This window comes from Marinobacter shunpengi, assembly GCF_045449715.1.
In the GTDB taxonomy this organism is placed as follows: Bacteria; Pseudomonadota; Gammaproteobacteria; order Pseudomonadales; family Oleiphilaceae; genus Marinobacter.
On sequence record NZ_JBJJLA010000009.1, the window covers coordinates 100,818 to 115,783 of the forward strand.

Below are 14,966 nucleotides of genomic sequence, written 5' to 3' on the forward strand. Positions count from 1 at the left end.
AAATGATGAATAAAAGGGCCGATTATCGCCGGTCAGTCATTTCTCCACCAGGTCCTGCCACCGTTCGCGAACCAGGAACTCCACCAGCGAGCGCATCCAGATCAGCCCCGGTTCCCGGTCATGTCGGGCGTGCCAGATCAGGTACATGCTGATGGGGTCGACATCGATAGGGAGCTGTGTCAGCCAGAGCCCCTCCCGCAGCTGTTCATCCTGCATCATGCCGTCCGGCAGGGCGGTGACCAGGTCCGAGGTTTTCAGCAGCTGCGGAATGGCGGGAAAGTGGTTGACCGTTACCGCCACCCGCCGACTGAGCCCCATGGCATCCAGGGCTGAGTCCACCGGGCCATGGGTGTCGCCGGTCGGCGAGATCAAAAGGTGACGGGCGTCCAGGAATTCCTCCAGGCTGATGGGGCGCCCAGCCAGCGGGTGATCCTCCCGCATGGCCAGCACATAGCCGCTCTCAGCCAGCCAGGTACTGCGCAGGCTGTGGTCGTGTTCCTCCAACATGCCGATGGCCAGGTCCACGTGGGCTTCCCGAAGCTGCATATGGGCGCCGCCCAGGGTGTAGGGCACCGCGTGCAGGTCCACCCCGGGGGCGTCCCGTTCCAGCTTGCCGACCAGTGCCGGCCACAGCAGATCCAACATCATGTCCACCAGGGCAATACGGAACTTGCGGCGTGAACTGGCCGGATCGAAAGCACTGGTACTTACTGCCCGGGACAACTCGTGCATGGGGTTGCGCACCTGATCCCACAGACTGAGAGCGTAGGAGGTGGGCTCAATCTGACGGCCCTTCTTGACGAACACCGGATCTTTCCAGGCGTGGCGCATGCGCGACACGGCGTTGGACACCGCCGGCTGGGTCATGGACAGGCGCTCCGCCGCCCGGGTGATGGAGCCCTCGGTCATGATGGCGTCGAAAATGTACAGCAGTGTCAGTTCCTGGTTTTTCAAGCGCTTGTCTCTACTCTATAATTGATCAGCTTGCTAAATCGTCGGAAACGACGAAGTCTGCCAGCACCACCGGATCTACGCTATCCAATGGGCCAGAAACCCTGACCTTTCAGCTCATTCCACACCCATCCGGATGCCCCATGTCTCAAGTGGAATTGATGTTCCAGCGTTACGGGCCCAAATACAAGTGGCTCGTTACCCTCACCATGCTGCTGGGGCTGGTGGCGCTGGGCATGTCCATTACCATCGTCAACGTGGCCACGCCCTATATCAAGGGCTCCCTGGGGCTGAGCGATGTGCAGGTGCAGTGGATCTCCACCGGCTTCCTGGCCGCCACCACCGTGGCCCTGCTGGTTGCACCCTGGCTGGTGCGGGCCTTTGGTCAACGGGCCACCTTCGTAGGGCTGCTGGCCACCTTTGTGGTGGCATCGATCATCGGTGGCCTGGCCACCAGTATGGCCGCCATCGTCGCGGCCCGGGTGGTCCAGGGCGCGATGACCGGCCTGATCCGCCCTCTGGCCCTGGACGCCATGTTCTCGGTGTTCCCGGCCGGTGAACGGGGCATGGCCACCGCCATCTACGGCATGTGCCTGGGGCTGCCCCTGACCCTGGCCACGGTCATCGGCGGCTGGCTGGTGGAGACCTTCACCTGGCGCTATGTGTTCTTCGTGACCCCGCCCATGTGCCTGGCGGCCATGGTGATGGGCTACCTGTTCCTGCCGACCCGGGAGGAGACCGGCCCCCGGCCGCCCTTCGACTGGCCCGGCGCCGTGGGCCTGTTCGCCTGCATCTTTGCCCTGCTTACCGCCCTGTCCAACGGCCAGCGCTGGGGCTGGGACAGCCTGGCGGTGGTGGGGCTGGTGGCGCTGTCACTGTTGCTGGGGGCCGGGTTCGTATGGTGGCAGCGGCGCACTGCCTTTCCGCTGCTGGACCTGGGCATCTTCCGCCACCGGGCCTTCGTGGCGGGCTGCCTGGCCATCTTCGTGTTCGGCGGCGCCTTCTACGCCATCATGTACCTGCTGCCCCTGTTCTCCCAGGGCGTCCTGCACTTCCGGCCGGTGACCACGGGACTGCTGTTCCTGCCCTCCACCCTGGTACTGGCGGTACTGGTGCCCATTGTCGGTCGCCTGAGTGACCGCTACCCGGCCCACTACATGACCCTGCCGGGGCTGGCCTTTGCGATCTTTGCGGTGTACCTGTTCTCCCTGTCCGATGCCTACACCTCGTTCTTCTACCTGGCCCTGGCGCTGACCCTGATGAGCATGGGCATGGCCTCGTTTCCGCCGCCCACACTGTCCGGGGCCATCGGCTCGCTGCCACCGGCGCTGACCGGCTACGGTTCCGGCGTGATCAACTTCATGCTGCAGATGGGCGGGGCCTTCGGGACCGCCGCCCTGGTATTGATGATGGACCGGCGCATCACCTGGCACGGCAGCCATATCAGCACCGCGGTAACACCGGGCAACGACACCGCCATGGCCACTACCGACCACTGGCGGGACCTGCTGGCGGGCACCGGCGTACCGGACGCCTGGCAGACCACCGCCGCCCTCCAGAAACTCGGCGCCACTGAACAGTTCTGGGCCACCATCATGGCCTACCAGGACGGCTTCTGGCTGGTAATGGTGTCGCTCACCTTCGTGGTGATCCCGGCCTGGCTGCTGAGCCGCTGGAGCCGGACACCCCAACACGCAACAGACTGCCCCGACACGGACTTACTCCATGGTTGATGACAATAACAACAACCCCGCCGCCAGCAATCGCAGGCCCGCCATGCGCCCCGGCCGTATGGCCCGGCTGTTGCTGCTGGCCGTGCTGGTGGTGGCCGGCCTGGTATGGCTGGGCCAGTGGCTGTGGTACCGCACCACCCACGTGGTGGAGGACAACGCCAGCGTGACCACCGACCTGGTCACCGTCTCCTCCCGCCTGCCCGGCCGGGTGGACACCTTCACCCTGGACAATGGTGACGAGCTGGACGCCGGCCAGACCGTGGCGAACCTGTACAGCCGGCCGGAACAACTGGAGCTGGAGCAGCGCCAGGCCCGGGTGGCCCGCATGGAGGCACAACTGGCCTTTGAACAGCAGCAGGCCGAACAGGCACGCCGGCAGTTGCAGGGCGGCATCGCCAACGCCGAACAGCAACTGGCCGCGGCCCGGGCCGACCTGAAAGTGGCGGAAGTGGAACTGGAAGACGCGGAGCAGGCCTGGCAGCGGGCCGACACCCTGTTCCAGTCCGGCTCCCTGTCGAAACAGCAGCGGGACCGTGACTACTACAACCGACTTGCCGCCCAGGCCCGGCTGGAGACCGCCAGGCAGCAGGTGGCCCTGAGCCAGTCCCAGCGGGACAGCGCCGCCCTCGGCCTGTTCTCCGGCAGCACCATGACCCTGCCCACCCCGGAACTGCTGGAGGCCCAGACCGCCATCACCCGGCAGGAACTGGCGGAAGCGAAGGCGGATGTACGCAAACAGCAAGCCCGGCTGGAGGACATGACCATCACCGCGCCAGCCGCCGGCGTGGTCGCCCGCACCTTTGTGGAAACCGGCGAATACCTGTCCGCCGGCCAGCCCATCCTGATGATGTACCAGCCGGACAACATCTGGATCGAGGCGAAGGTGAAGGAAACCGACGTGCGCAATCTGGCCGTGGGCCAGAAGGTAAATATCCACGTGGACGCCTGGCCGGACCGCAACTTCTCCGGCCAGGTGCGGACCATTGGCCGCTCCGCCACCAGCGAGTTCGCGCTGATCCCCAGCTCCAACCCCTCCGGCAACTTCACCAAGGTCACCCAGCGCATCCCGGTGCGCATCTCCGTGGACGAGGGCGACCGCCACCTGCTGAGCCCCGGCATGATGGTGGTGGTCGCCATCGCCACGGATCAGCCGGCCGATTGATTCCCGGGGCGCTTCCTGCAATGGTGAGACCTTTCCGTCACACCATCAGGGAGAGCCGCCCCATGTCCGAGATTGCCGACTTCGCCGAACTCATCGCCCGTGAGGCCGGCGAACTGATCCGCCGGGAACGGGAACAGAACACCCTGCGCACCGACTACAAACAGCAGACCGAGCTGGTCACCCACGCCGACGTGATGGCCGACGAATACATCACCAACGCCATCCGCCAGGCCTACCCGGACCACCGCATCCTCTCCGAGGAAACCATGCCCGACCTCACCCAGGCGGAGGAACTGGACACCCCACTGTGGATCGTCGACCCCATCGACGGCACCGTGAACTACGCCTACGGCCACTCCCAGGTGGCCGTGTCCATCGCCTGGGCCGAGAAAGGCCGCGTCCAGGTGGGCGTGGTGCACGCGCCCTTCTCCAACGAAACCTTCCGCGCCGAAAAAGGCCAGGGCGCCACCCTCAACGGCGAGCCCATCAAACACAGCGGCGCCACCGACCTGCGCCAGTCCCTGTTCGCCACCGGCTTCCCCTACACCAAGGACAACCTGGAACCCCTGGTCCGCCGCCTGGACGTGATGATCCACCACTGCCGCGACCTGCGCCGCATCGGCTCCGCTGCACTGGACATCTGCTGGGTCGCCTGCGGGCGGCTGGATGCCTACTATGAAACTGTGAGTCCGTGGGACTTTGCGGCGGCTAAGTTGATTGCTCGGGAGGCTGGGGCCAGGGCTGGGCATTTCTCGGAAGTGCCTGAGGGGTATCCGGAGGATCTTTGGGGTAAGGACAACGTGATTACGGCGCCGGCTATTTACGACGAAATACGGGCATTGCTGGCCAGGGCCTGATCAGCACGCTCGGCTGGAAAAACGGTCGCGGCGACCATGAACTGGGGGGCTCGTTGGCTGGATTCTTTTTCCTCTTTAAATCAGAAAGCTATGGCGACACCAAGAATTTGGGATGTTGATCATTTTACATGGGTCGTAGATTGACCCGGCTTTGGTAATGCATTGACCTGGCGTGCCTTTCTGCCTAATTTTGAGATATTCTTGATGGAGATATGAGTCGCCGGAAAAGTGGTCGTGGGGACCTATATACAAATGTTGAACGCCAGTGACCACTGAGAGGAAAGGAACTTGAAGACACTAGAGGTACATTGCCGTTGTGGTGAAGTTAGCCTGGAGATCGAAGAACCACCAGTTGTACAAGCGTACTGTCACTGTGATGATTGTCGAGTAGCCCATGGTGCCGCGTATGTTGCATCGTCCACTTACCCTGCGACAGCAGTTAAAGTGGTTCACGGAACTCCCGCTCCTATCGTGGTGAAGACGACTCAAAGAATGCGTTGCAAGACTTGCGGTACGCATCTGTTCTCAGAGATCACTAGAGCGGGTCTTCGAAGCGTGAATGCGTTTCTGTTGCCAAAGGGGGAATTCAATCCACAACTTCACGTTCAATGTCAGTACGCCGTCCTGCCTGTCGTTGATGAACTACCCCATTTTAAGGATTTTCCATCTGAAGGTGGTGGTTCCGGTGAGCTTGTAGATTGGTAGCCCCGCCCAACAAGGTGCTGCAACTGACCGCTTTTCCGCTACGCTCCAAAGCGGCAAGTGAGCTTTGGCCTTAAAGCGGTAAAGACATCAGCTGTGATTGATGGACAGACACACCAAAAGAATGGACAGGCATAACAGGCACAAGGAACACCCTCGTCTATGACCGGAGCCTTTCTAAACCGCCTACTGGGCCACACCGCCCGCATCTTTCTGGCCACCATCTTTATAGTAGGTTGTGCGCAGTCGGACGAAACACGGCATCCGGAACGCTATGTCATCCCGGAAGACTACGTGGGATCGTTCCATATCGTCTTTGGCATCCAGTCTGGCGAGCCTCCATTGACGGAAGACGGAACCCGGGTATACCAGATCCCTGACAGCGGCGTTCTGCTTACTCAGGGCGGCCCCAACCCCGGGCGAACAGCCAGCGACAATATCCGCTTCTTCTACGACGGGGAAAACGATGACTTGCACCCCATCACCGGGCGCTGGACAACCAGCCTTCATGACACCAGTGAAAATCGCGCCGAGGAGGAGACTTATGTCTTTGGCGGGGGCATTTCGGAGATTCAACCGGTCAGGCATTGCAACATTTACAGCAAGAGCCTCTATGTTGGGACCAAGTCCCAGGCTTTGGAGCAGGTAAACTACTTCGAGATCTATAGTGACGACGGTATCGGAGCAATTCCCGAGAGGGTTTTTCTCGGAAGTTGCAATGAAAGATCAACAGATTAAAACCAAGGCCTGAATACAGAAATTCTGTCTAGCTCCAACTTTCATGATTTCTCACTGAACAACAGAGGTCGCCGACGCATTTTGCCCCCAGCCGGCGACTTTCCCATCAGCGCATCAACCACCATAAACCGGCATAGCCAACGTAGCCTGCGTTACCCGGCCAATTCCCCCCTTGTCGTCAAACAGCCGGGTCTCCACCAGGCCATTGCCGTTGTCGCCCATGCGGGCCCGCGCATCGAATCCTATCCATTCGCCGCAGGGCGGGCGTGTCAGGTATAGGCTGATGTCGGCATTGATACTGCCCACGTTGTCGGCCACGTGCAGTTGCCCGATACCGTTGCCGAAGTCCGCCAGGGTGGCCGCCTGCACGGTGGTTGAGCAGGGCTCGCCGGCCACCACCGGAATCGGCAACCGCATCCAGACCCGCCCTACCCCACGGCCCTGCACGCCGTCGATCAGGTGGACCTCGGCGGTGGTGTGCAGCCCGGTGAGTGTCAGCTGCGGCACGTCGCGGCCGCGTTCGGAAATCTGTACCAGCGTCTGTGCCGGGCCCTCGCGGGCCGGCAGGGTGTCGTCGGGAAAGCGGGCGTGCCCGGGGACGTCCAGCGGCGCCTGTTCCAGGTACAGTGCCGTGGCCCGGCTGACCACCACGTCGTCCGCCAGCAGATCGGCCTGCAGCACGCGGAGCCTGCGACCAGTGCGCACCGTCTCGACCCTGACGGTGAGCGGCTTTGACGGCACCGGACGAAGCAGGTCGGTGGTCAGTCTCGCCAGCCGCAGGCCACTGCCGGCGGCTGCCTGCTCCAGCGCCCACGCCAGCAGCCCGGTGGGCGGACCACCGTGCAGGTAATCCGGGCTCCAGGGCCCGCTGGCATTCTCGGTGGGCAGGTAGGCTTCGCCATCACGCAGGAATAACGCCTCGGCCATCGTTGTTTTCCTTATGATTGTTGTAGTAACTAGTGTCCCGTCTGGCTAATTCCTTAACCTACTGAGCTTCTGAAAAGCCGAAGAGCTAGACGTGCTGGTGAAGGTTTGGTGGTTCCAAGTCGAGACAGCAGAACGACGCTATTCGGCTTTTCAGGAGCTCCCGAAGGGCTTGCAGTAGATTAAGGAATTAGCCAGACGGGACACTAGACCAGCATACCGGGAAAGTGGCGCCTTGGGGATGGGTGTCCGGCACATCGTCTGGCCGCTGCCTCAGGGAACCCGCTCGAACACCACGACAGCAGCGACCGTGCCCTATGGCACCGGTTCGAAGTAGCGGTTGAGCAGATCCGGATCGTCAAAATGGCGCTTGCCGATGAAGGCTGTTGCGTGGTGCCCCCACTGACGCATGGCGCCCGGGGAAAGCACGCCGGTGGGCCAGAGCAGGAACCGTTCCAGGCGGGCGGTACCGGGCACCAGACCGTTGGGGAGGAACAGGCTCCGATGTCCGCCCTGGCCATCCGGTAACGCGCGGAGCTGGTCATAGTCCAGCATCTGGTACCGGGTCGCGGCTTTGCCCGACGCTGATGGCGACCCGAACCGGACATCGGTGACGTAGTGGGTGCCACTCTGAAGGTGGAGGGTTGCCCGTGCAGTGGTGGCATCGTTCGCGGGTGGCACTATGGGCAGAACTGACATGATCTCGTCACCCACGGATTCAGGCACCAGCCGGAGCCGGTCCGGGTTGGGGTACCACTGCAGGTAGCAGCCACAGGGGTGCACACTTTCGTACATCAGCACATCGGCGTTCCGGTCCAGCGTTACCCGCCAGATCAGGCCGTCGAGGCGACCACCATACAGATCCAGGGAATGGGGCCGGGGCCGACTGTCGAACCAGAACACATACACCAACTGCGGCAGCCATTGGTGCTGCCAGCGGACCCGGGAAAGCAGGGTGTAGGCCCTGGCCGGTGGCGTCACCTGCCACTGGCTGTCGTTCCAATGGGGGCTGCCCGGTATGTCGTAGGGTTTGCTGCTTGCCATCATCAGGTAGGGCGCATGATAAGCGAGTAACTGTGATAGCTCCTCCGGCTCGAACGACGGCATCCCCACGTCGTCCCATGCCTGCTCACGGCCGAGAATGGCCCTTACCTTCGCCGGGGCGGGTGCCAACGGGGCCGGGCCAAAGAGGCGAGCATCGGGACCGTCAACGGAGGTGCCGAAGAGCCCGACCTGCTCCTCTTCAAGCTGACCCACCTGGTAAGACAATATCGGCCGCACCAGCGGATAGACACCGACAACCCGGCGCCAGTCAAGGTAAGCATCCGGTTGATGTACCTCAGGCACCAGTGCCTGCCAACGGCGGGAATCGGCGGCCAGCGCCTCCACCTGCCGCCGGGCACACTGCATCAGCCGGGCCGGATCAAACCCGTGGGGAGACTCCAGGCGTTTCAGGCGTGCGCGCAACGCGCTCTCACCGTTGGCCAGCGCGTGATCTAACCAGTCCTGCCGTTGTCCCGGGTCCAATGATTTCAGGTCAACATGCACCAGGGTCCGATTGACCCTCAGATAGGGGTAACCCGGAATTTCCGTACCCTGGGCATCTTCGATACCCGCCAGGTGCAACTGCCGGTCGACATCTTCCCAGGCGGTGGTGCAGTTGGCGCTGAACATAGGTACGGGAGGACGGTAGCTGGCACATCCCGCGAGAACCAACACCACGAAAGCCAGTGCTACTACATTGCGGAGCAGCACAGCTACTGGGGGGAAACGGATCATTGCCCTGACTGCCATTGGGGATGCCGTAACGGTTGGTCAGAACTGTCGGTACCGGCCGACAGCAGAACTGTTTTCAGCCTAGCACACACGGCCAGCCCCGGAACTGGGAGGACATCAAAACGCAAGATCTGACCGTATGAGCTCGCTTAAACGCCGCGGCCCCCGCAGGATTCTGGGTTACACTGCCCGTTGATCTCACTTCCCGGAAGCAATAAGGCCCCCATGACGCCCGACCACAACGACCTCTGGTTCCTGCCCCTCGGCGGCACTGGTGAAATCGGCATGAACCTCAACCTCTACGGCCACGACGGCCAGTGGCTGATGGTGGACTGCGGGGTGACCTTTCCCCGGCCCGGTCGGGTGATTGCCGACGGCACGGTACACGGGCGTGGCGAACCGCCAGTGCAGATGGCCGATCCCGCCTTTATCGCCGACCGCCGCGAGCAGCTCGCCGGGCTGATCATCACCCATGCCCATGAGGACCACATCGGCGCGGTGCCCTACCTGTGGCCGCTGCTGCAATGTCCAATCTACACCAGCCGCTTTACCGCCGAGATCCTGCGCCGCAAGCTGGCGGAGTTCGACCTGCTGCACCGGGTGCCGATCCACGTGGTGGACGTGGACGAACGTCGCACCATCGGCCCGTTCGAGGTGCAGTGGCTGGCGCTGACCCACTCCATCCCCGATCCCAACGCCCTGATGATCCGCACCCCGGCGGGCCATATCTTCCACAGCGGCGACTGGAAGCTGGACGAGGAGCCACTGGTGGGCCACGGCTACACGTCGGGCACCTTCAAGGCCCTGGCGAACGAAGGCGTGACGGCCATGGTGTGTGATTCCACCAACGCCACGGTGGCGGGGCACTCCGTGTCCGAGTCGACGCTGGAGAAGGGGTTGCTGGCTGCAATTGAAGGCGCGCCGGGGAGGGTCATCGTCGCCTGCTTCGGCAGCAACATCGCCCGGCTGCACACCCTGGCCAACGTGGCCCGGGCCACCGGCCGCTACATGGGGCTGCTGGGGCGCTCGCTGATCAACATGGCCGGCGCGGCAAAGGCCGCTGGCGTCTGGAACGCGGACGACCACCTTATACCCCCTGCCCACCTGGGCTATCTTCCACGGGAGGAGGTGCTGGCCGTCGCCACCGGTAGCCAGGGTGAACCGCGCACCGCCCTGCGCCGCATGGCCATGGGCTCGCATCCCGAGGTGGAGCTGGAGCCGGGTGACCGGGTGATCTTCAGCGCCCGGGCCATCCCCGGCAACGAAGACGCCATCGATGCACTCATCGCCAGCCTCAGGGAACAGGGTGTGGAAGTGATCACCGCCGAAGCCGCCGACCTGCCCATCCACGCCTCCGGCCACCCTGCCCGGGACGAACTGCGCGCGATGTACCAGTGGGTGCAGCCGGGCGTGGCCATCCCCGTACACGGCGAAGCCGAACACATGGACGCCCACGCCGGCCTGGCGCGGGAATGCGGCGTGCCCAAGGCCCTGCTCGGCCGCAACGGCGACCTGTTCATGATCCGCCCGGTGCCGGGCATGCGTCGGCAGGTGGTGGAAACCGGACGTCTTGGTTGGGAAAAGGGGGAACTGGTTCGGGTGGTTTGAGTGGCCTGGTGCCCGTCGAGGATCTGCCAGATTTTGATCCCAACCGATACCTGAGCCTATGCTTTACGGACCTTGACACCCGATACGTTACAGGTTACATTTAAGGAATGATTCGAAGCTTCAAACACAAGGGATTGGCGAAGTTTTTCAAGTCCGGCAATACCGCAGGGATTCAGGCCGCGCACGCCAAGAGGCTTCGGCTCATTCTCGGTAGACTAAATGCAGCGTCGGATGCCAGGGATATGGACCTGCCCGGTCTTCGCTTGCACGAGCTTTCTGGTAATCGTGCTGGAATCTGGTCAGTGACCGTCAGCGGTAACTGGCGAGTGACTTTCCGGTTCGAGGACGGAGATGCCGAGATCGTGAATTACGAAGACTATCATTGAGGTGCTACCAATGTTGATGCACAACCCTCCCCACCCCGGCGAAGTATTGCGGGAGCTATGTCTTGAGCCCCTTGGCCTTTCCGTCACGGCGGCCGCAGAGGCGTTGGGCGTTAGCCGCAAAACCCTGAGCGCTGTTCTGAATGGCAAGGCGGGCATTAGTCCCGAAATGGCTATTCGGCTCTCTATCGCTTTTGATACCTCGGCGGAAAGCTGGCTGAATCAGCAGTCCCAGTATGAGCTTTGGCATGCCGAACAACACCGTAAGGAACTCAACGTGAAGAAGCTTGTTGCGGCTTGAAGTTCCACAACACAGGAAGGCCCAGGCATGAATGACGCTCAGAAACAAAAAGCGGAAAGCTTCCTGGAGCGCCATCAGGACGATGGCTGTTTTCTGATGCCCAATGCCTGGGATCCCGGCAGTGCCAAGATGCTGGTCGCGTCCGGGTTCGATGCTATCGGCACCACAAGCGCAGGCATCGCCTTTTCACGGGGCAAGCCTGACAATGGTTTCTGCTCTCCCGACGCAAGAATGGACCGCGATGCCATGCTTGCGGAGGTCTCAGCCATCTGTGAATCCGTGTCAGTGCCCGTCAATGCCGATCTGGAGAGTGGGTTCGGCGATTCTCCGGAAGCGGTTGCCGACTCCATCCGGCGTGCCATTGAGGCTGGAGCCGTTGGCGGCAACATTGAAGACTACACAGGCGATGAGACGCATCCTCTCTACGACCGCTCACTCGCCGTCGAGCGCATAGCAGCGGCGCGGCGCGCGATTGATGAGAGTGGGATCCCGTTTGTGCTTGTGGCCCGGACCGATCGCTTCAACATCGGGAAACCGGGTGGCCTGGCGGAAGCCATAGAAAGGGCCAACCTCTACCGGGAGGCGGGCGCTGACTGTCTGTTCGCGCCCGGCGCCAGTGATGTCGAAACCGTGGGCGAGCTGGTTCGTGAACTGACCGGCCCCCTGAACGTGGTCATGGGGCTGAGCGGCAGCGACGTAAGCCTCGCGCAATTGCGTGACCTGGGCGTCCGCCGGGTCAGCATCGGTGGCAGCCTGGCCCGTGCCCTCTATTTTCAGCTACGCGCGGCCGCGCAGGAGATGCTGGAACACGGCACCTTCTCCTATGCGAAGGACCAGATACCCCAGACTGAACTGAACCGGATTTTTGAGTCGGAACTGTGAAGGATGAGACAGACATGAACTATCCCATCGAAGGATCCTGCCAGTGTGGGGGCGTAACCTATCAATTGCTCGCTGAGCCTCTGTTGGTGATGGCCTGTCACTGCAAGGAGTGCCAGAAACTCTCGACCAGTGCGTTCAGCATCACGGCGGTTGTGGATGCGACCGCCATCGAGTTTCAGGGCGAGATGGTGGAGTGGAGACGGGTTGCGGAAAGCGGCAATATAAACGGGGCCATGTTTTGCCCGACCTGTGGTAACCGCATCTATCACTTTAACCCCGACCAGCCTGACAAGATAAAGCTCAAACCATCAAATCTGTCCGATACCAGCATCATCAAACCGACCGCCCATGTCTGGGTCAGCGAGAAGCAGGACTGGTATTCCATACCTGAGGGTGTGGCAGTCTATGACAGGCAGCCATAATTCGATTGGCCTACCATCAATGGCCAGGAGCTGATGATGACCTTTCTGGATCGAGGTCAGGTCTTACCCGTTAGAACGTAAATGTTGCTTACCGATGAAGTCCAACAAGCGCATGCGCAAAGGACTGGGCTTAAGGCTCCTTCACCAAGCAGCTTTCAGCCGCCGCTTATAGCTGATATCACACAAGGAGGTAGTACATGAAGCAAACAGGTAGCTGTCTCTGCGGAGGCATTCAGTACGAAATCAACGGTCCGCTGACCGATATCCTGAACTGTCATTGCACAATGTGCCGGAAGCTACATGCCTCGGCGTTCAGAACCCGTGCAAAAGTACGGTCGTCGGACTGGCGCACCGTCAAAGGTCAGGAGTTGATGACGTTCTACGAGTCCTCTCCCGGAGAGCATAAAGGCTTTTGCTCAAACTGCGGCTCCAGCCTCTACACCAAATTCGATGCGAACCCCGAAGTCTATGGTTTTCCGCTCGGAACGCTCGACACGGATCCGGGAGTAAGGGCAGAACGTCACGTCTTTGTGGGCAGCAAGGCTCCCTGGTTCGAGATTACGGATGACCTGCCTCAGCATGCAGAGTATGACTGAGGCGGTGATAACACTCATGAACCTTCCCGGTATCAATAGGCAATAGTCATTTTTGGAAGATATGGCAGCCGACGGCCTTTGGTGCGGTACAGATCGCGGTCTCGATGGAACGCAGAAGAATTTCTCGTCGCTGTCGAAATCTCGATTGGTTGTTCGACTGTAAGGAGGCAGCACATGACGCTGTCAATTGATCAACAACCTGGAGAAAGCGAACCATGTCCCGAATGATCTTCGTGAACCTGCCCGTGACGGACCTCAAGGCATCGATGAACTTCTACAAGGCCCTCGGCTTCGAGAACAACCCACACTTTACCGACGATACCGCAGCCTGCATGGTATGGAGCGAGGTGATCCACGTCATGCTGCTCACCCATGCCAAGTGGCGTACCTTTACCGACCGCCCGATCCCACCGGCAACGTCCAGCGAAGTGATGCTTGCCGTGTCGTGCGACAGCCGCGAAGCCGTCGATGCCATGAACGAGGCGGCTGCCAAGAATGGTGGCACGGCAGACATCAACCCTGTCCAGGAACTTGGTTTCATGTATAACAGGAATCTGGCGGATCCAGATGGGCACGTCTGGGAGGCCATGTGGATGGATCCAGCTGCGATTCCCGCAGATGATCAGGCAGGTTAAGAACGCCCACCACCAGAATATGGCGCGAAATAGCTCCCCCATCCGGAGACAGTACCCAACGCCTACGTCACACATTGCAGGAGGCAGGATGATCGTCATCTATGGAATCAAGGAACACCTTAACCCGGTGAAGGCCCGGCTTTCGGAGGTCATTCACGGTTGCATGAAAGCAGTTCTGGGTATGCCGGAGGACAAGCGGGCTCATCGGTTCATCCCAATGGACGCCGAAAATTTCTATTACCCAGGCGGCAGAACGCCCGCTTACACGGCCATTGAGATCAATATGATGCAGGGGCGCAAGCCGGAAACCCAGAAAGCCCTGATCAAGGAGCTATTCCAGAAGATCGAGTCAGAGATTGGCATCTCACCCGTGGATGTCGAAATCACGATAAAAGAGCAGCCTGCCCACTGTTGGGGGTTCCGGGGCATGACGGGCGACGAGGCTCGTGACCTCAAGTACTCAGTCAATGTGTAGTACCCATCCGAGTTCGTTCCTGGCCCGGTAGAGGACCAACGACTGCGGTTGTTTGGCGAGGAGTAGGATATGGAAAAGGTGATACTGATAACGGGAGGCAGCCGGGGAATTGGGGCGTCAACCGCGAAACTGGCGGCGACCTCCGGATACGCGGTGGCCATCAGTTACCTGACTGACGCTGATGCGGCCCTCAAGATCGTCAGAGATATTCAGAAAGCCGGTGGCAAGGCATCCTCTTTTGCGGCTGATGTCTCCAAAGAAGCGGATGTGATTGGTCTCTTCGAAGCAGTGGATGAAGAATTCGGAACCATCCACGCTTTGGTCAATAATGCGGGTGTGCTGGATGTGCAAACCCGGGTTGAACAGATGTCAGCAGCGAGGATTGAGCACACACTGGCGGTGAACGTGTTGGGAAGCTTTCTGTGTGCGAGGGAAGCGATACGCCGGATGTCGCGGACCCATGGCGGACAGGGCGGCGCCATCGTCAACGTGTCCTCCGCGGCGTCTCGCCTGGGATCGCCGAACGAGTACGTCGACTATGCGGCAGCCAAAGGCGCTATTGATAGCTTTACCATCGGGCTTGCCAAGGAGGTGGCGGCAGAGGGCATCAGGGTGAACGCGGTTCGGCCCGGCGTCATCTATACGGACATCCACGCCAGTGGCGGTGAGCCGGAACGTGTAGACCGGGTCAAGGGCTCGGTCCCGATGCAGCGTGGCGGCCAACCTGAAGAGGTCGCCAGGGCCATACTATGGCTGCTCTCAGATGAGGCGTCCTATTCGACAGGATCGTTGCTGGACGTGGCGGGAGGACGATGAACGTT

The 14,966-nt window shown here is 61.1% G+C and carries 17 protein-coding genes; 14 read left to right on the forward strand and 3 right to left on the reverse strand.

The window, feature by feature from the left end:
* Window positions 1-36: 36 nt before the first annotated feature.
* Window positions 37-954 (reverse strand): LysR family transcriptional regulator, encoded by a 918-nt coding sequence (locus tag ACJO3T_RS03480; protein ID WP_406977776.1) that lies wholly within the window; start codon window positions 952-954, stop codon window positions 37-39.
* Between the two features lie 140 nt (window positions 955-1,094).
* Here ACJO3T_RS03480 and ACJO3T_RS03485 point away from each other — a divergent pair, with 140 nt between their 5' ends.
* From ACJO3T_RS03485 to ACJO3T_RS03505, 5 genes are all read left to right on the forward strand, one after another.
* Entirely contained in the window at window positions 1,095-2,684 is a 1,590-nt protein-coding gene (locus ACJO3T_RS03485) for a DHA2 family efflux MFS transporter permease subunit (RefSeq protein WP_406977777.1), read from the forward strand.
* Window positions 2,677-3,846, forward strand: coding sequence for an HlyD family secretion protein (locus tag ACJO3T_RS03490; RefSeq protein WP_406977779.1), 1,170 nt, complete (start codon window positions 2,677-2,679; stop codon window positions 3,844-3,846). Before ACJO3T_RS03485 ends, ACJO3T_RS03490 begins: the two co-directional genes overlap by 8 nt.
* Window positions 3,847-3,908: 62 nt before the next feature.
* Window positions 3,909-4,703 (forward strand): inositol monophosphatase family protein, encoded by a 795-nt coding sequence (locus tag ACJO3T_RS03495; protein ID WP_406977780.1) that lies wholly within the window; start codon window positions 3,909-3,911, stop codon window positions 4,701-4,703.
* Window positions 4,704-4,991: 288 nt separating this feature from the next.
* On the forward strand, window positions 4,992-5,408 hold the full coding sequence (locus tag ACJO3T_RS03500; RefSeq protein WP_406966076.1) for a GFA family protein: 417 nt from the start codon (window positions 4,992-4,994) through the stop codon (window positions 5,406-5,408).
* A gap of 159 nt (window positions 5,409-5,567) precedes the next feature.
* The gene (locus ACJO3T_RS03505) at window positions 5,568-6,143 is read left to right on the forward strand and encodes a DUF6843 domain-containing protein (RefSeq protein ID WP_406977782.1); all 576 of its coding nucleotides are present in this window, start codon (window positions 5,568-5,570) and stop codon (window positions 6,141-6,143) included.
* A 114-nt stretch (window positions 6,144-6,257) separates the two neighbouring features.
* On the opposite strand, the gene ACJO3T_RS03510 is transcribed toward ACJO3T_RS03505, so the two are convergent.
* Window positions 6,258-7,070, reverse strand: a complete 813-nt coding sequence (locus ACJO3T_RS03510; protein WP_406977784.1) for a thioesterase family protein — start codon at window positions 7,068-7,070, stop codon at window positions 6,258-6,260.
* Between the two features lie 312 nt (window positions 7,071-7,382).
* Window positions 7,383-8,861 (reverse strand): hypothetical protein, encoded by a 1,479-nt coding sequence (locus ACJO3T_RS03515; protein WP_406977786.1) that lies wholly within the window; start codon window positions 8,859-8,861, stop codon window positions 7,383-7,385.
* A gap of 207 nt (window positions 8,862-9,068) precedes the next feature.
* On the opposite strand from ACJO3T_RS03515, the gene ACJO3T_RS03520 reads away from it, so the two are divergent.
* The 9 genes from ACJO3T_RS03520 to ACJO3T_RS03560 all read left to right on the forward strand — a co-directional run bounded on the left by ACJO3T_RS03520 (window position 9,069) and on the right by ACJO3T_RS03560 (window position 14,961).
* Window positions 9,069-10,451 (forward strand): ribonuclease J, encoded by a 1,383-nt coding sequence (locus ACJO3T_RS03520; protein ID WP_406977788.1) that lies wholly within the window; start codon window positions 9,069-9,071, stop codon window positions 10,449-10,451.
* 107 nt (window positions 10,452-10,558) lie between these two features.
* Window positions 10,559-10,837: a type II toxin-antitoxin system RelE/ParE family toxin gene (locus tag ACJO3T_RS03525; RefSeq protein WP_406966070.1), complete on the forward strand. Its 279-nt coding sequence runs from the start codon at window positions 10,559-10,561 to the stop codon at window positions 10,835-10,837.
* A gap of 10 nt (window positions 10,838-10,847) precedes the next feature.
* Window positions 10,848-11,135, forward strand: a complete 288-nt coding sequence (locus ACJO3T_RS03530) for a HigA family addiction module antitoxin (protein WP_036148342.1) — start codon at window positions 10,848-10,850, stop codon at window positions 11,133-11,135.
* 27 nt (window positions 11,136-11,162) lie between these two features.
* Complete coding sequence (locus tag ACJO3T_RS03535; protein WP_406977790.1) at window positions 11,163-12,017, forward strand: isocitrate lyase/PEP mutase family protein; 855 nt, start codon at window positions 11,163-11,165, stop codon at window positions 12,015-12,017.
* Between the two features lie 14 nt (window positions 12,018-12,031).
* A complete protein-coding gene (locus tag ACJO3T_RS03540; protein WP_406966068.1) occupies window positions 12,032-12,439 on the forward strand; it encodes a GFA family protein in 408 nt (135 codons plus the stop codon).
* 197 nt (window positions 12,440-12,636) lie between these two features.
* Entirely contained in the window at window positions 12,637-13,035 is a 399-nt protein-coding gene (locus ACJO3T_RS03545) for a GFA family protein (protein ID WP_406966067.1), read from the forward strand.
* Between the two features lie 215 nt (window positions 13,036-13,250).
* Window positions 13,251-13,670, forward strand: coding sequence for a VOC family protein (locus tag ACJO3T_RS03550; RefSeq protein WP_406966066.1), 420 nt, complete (start codon window positions 13,251-13,253; stop codon window positions 13,668-13,670).
* Between the two features lie 88 nt (window positions 13,671-13,758).
* Window positions 13,759-14,145: a tautomerase family protein gene (locus ACJO3T_RS03555; RefSeq protein WP_406977792.1), complete on the forward strand. Its 387-nt coding sequence runs from the start codon at window positions 13,759-13,761 to the stop codon at window positions 14,143-14,145.
* Window positions 14,146-14,214: 69 nt separating this feature from the next.
* Window positions 14,215-14,961 (forward strand): SDR family oxidoreductase, encoded by a 747-nt coding sequence (locus ACJO3T_RS03560; RefSeq protein ID WP_406977794.1) that lies wholly within the window; start codon window positions 14,215-14,217, stop codon window positions 14,959-14,961.
* Window positions 14,962-14,966: the final 5 nt, after the last annotated feature.

Coding starts and splice junctions, on each gene's coding strand:
- ACJO3T_RS03545 (WP_406966067.1), top strand. CDS start 12,637: ATGAAGCAAACAGGTAGCTGTCTCTGCGGAGGCATTCAGTACGAAATC.
- ACJO3T_RS03530 (WP_036148342.1), top strand. CDS start 10,848: ATGTTGATGCACAACCCTCCCCACCCCGGCGAAGTATTGCGGGAGCTA.
- ACJO3T_RS03490 (WP_406977779.1), top strand. CDS start 2,677: ATGGTTGATGACAATAACAACAACCCCGCCGCCAGCAATCGCAGGCCC.
- ACJO3T_RS03520 (WP_406977788.1), top strand. CDS start 9,069: ATGACGCCCGACCACAACGACCTCTGGTTCCTGCCCCTCGGCGGCACT.
- ACJO3T_RS03495 (WP_406977780.1), top strand. CDS start 3,909: ATGTCCGAGATTGCCGACTTCGCCGAACTCATCGCCCGTGAGGCCGGC.
- ACJO3T_RS03535 (WP_406977790.1), top strand. CDS start 11,163: ATGAATGACGCTCAGAAACAAAAAGCGGAAAGCTTCCTGGAGCGCCAT.
- ACJO3T_RS03485 (WP_406977777.1), top strand. CDS start 1,095: ATGTCTCAAGTGGAATTGATGTTCCAGCGTTACGGGCCCAAATACAAG.
- ACJO3T_RS03550 (WP_406966066.1), top strand. CDS start 13,251: ATGTCCCGAATGATCTTCGTGAACCTGCCCGTGACGGACCTCAAGGCA.
- ACJO3T_RS03540 (WP_406966068.1), top strand. CDS start 12,032: ATGAACTATCCCATCGAAGGATCCTGCCAGTGTGGGGGCGTAACCTAT.
- ACJO3T_RS03515 (WP_406977786.1), bottom strand. CDS start 8,861: ATGGCAGTCAGGGCAATGATCCGTTTCCCCCCAGTAGCTGTGCTGCTC.
- ACJO3T_RS03560 (WP_406977794.1), top strand. CDS start 14,215: ATGGAAAAGGTGATACTGATAACGGGAGGCAGCCGGGGAATTGGGGCG.
- ACJO3T_RS03555 (WP_406977792.1), top strand. CDS start 13,759: ATGATCGTCATCTATGGAATCAAGGAACACCTTAACCCGGTGAAGGCC.
- ACJO3T_RS03525 (WP_406966070.1), top strand. CDS start 10,559: ATGATTCGAAGCTTCAAACACAAGGGATTGGCGAAGTTTTTCAAGTCC.
- ACJO3T_RS03510 (WP_406977784.1), bottom strand. CDS start 7,070: ATGGCCGAGGCGTTATTCCTGCGTGATGGCGAAGCCTACCTGCCCACC.
- ACJO3T_RS03505 (WP_406977782.1), top strand. CDS start 5,568: ATGACCGGAGCCTTTCTAAACCGCCTACTGGGCCACACCGCCCGCATC.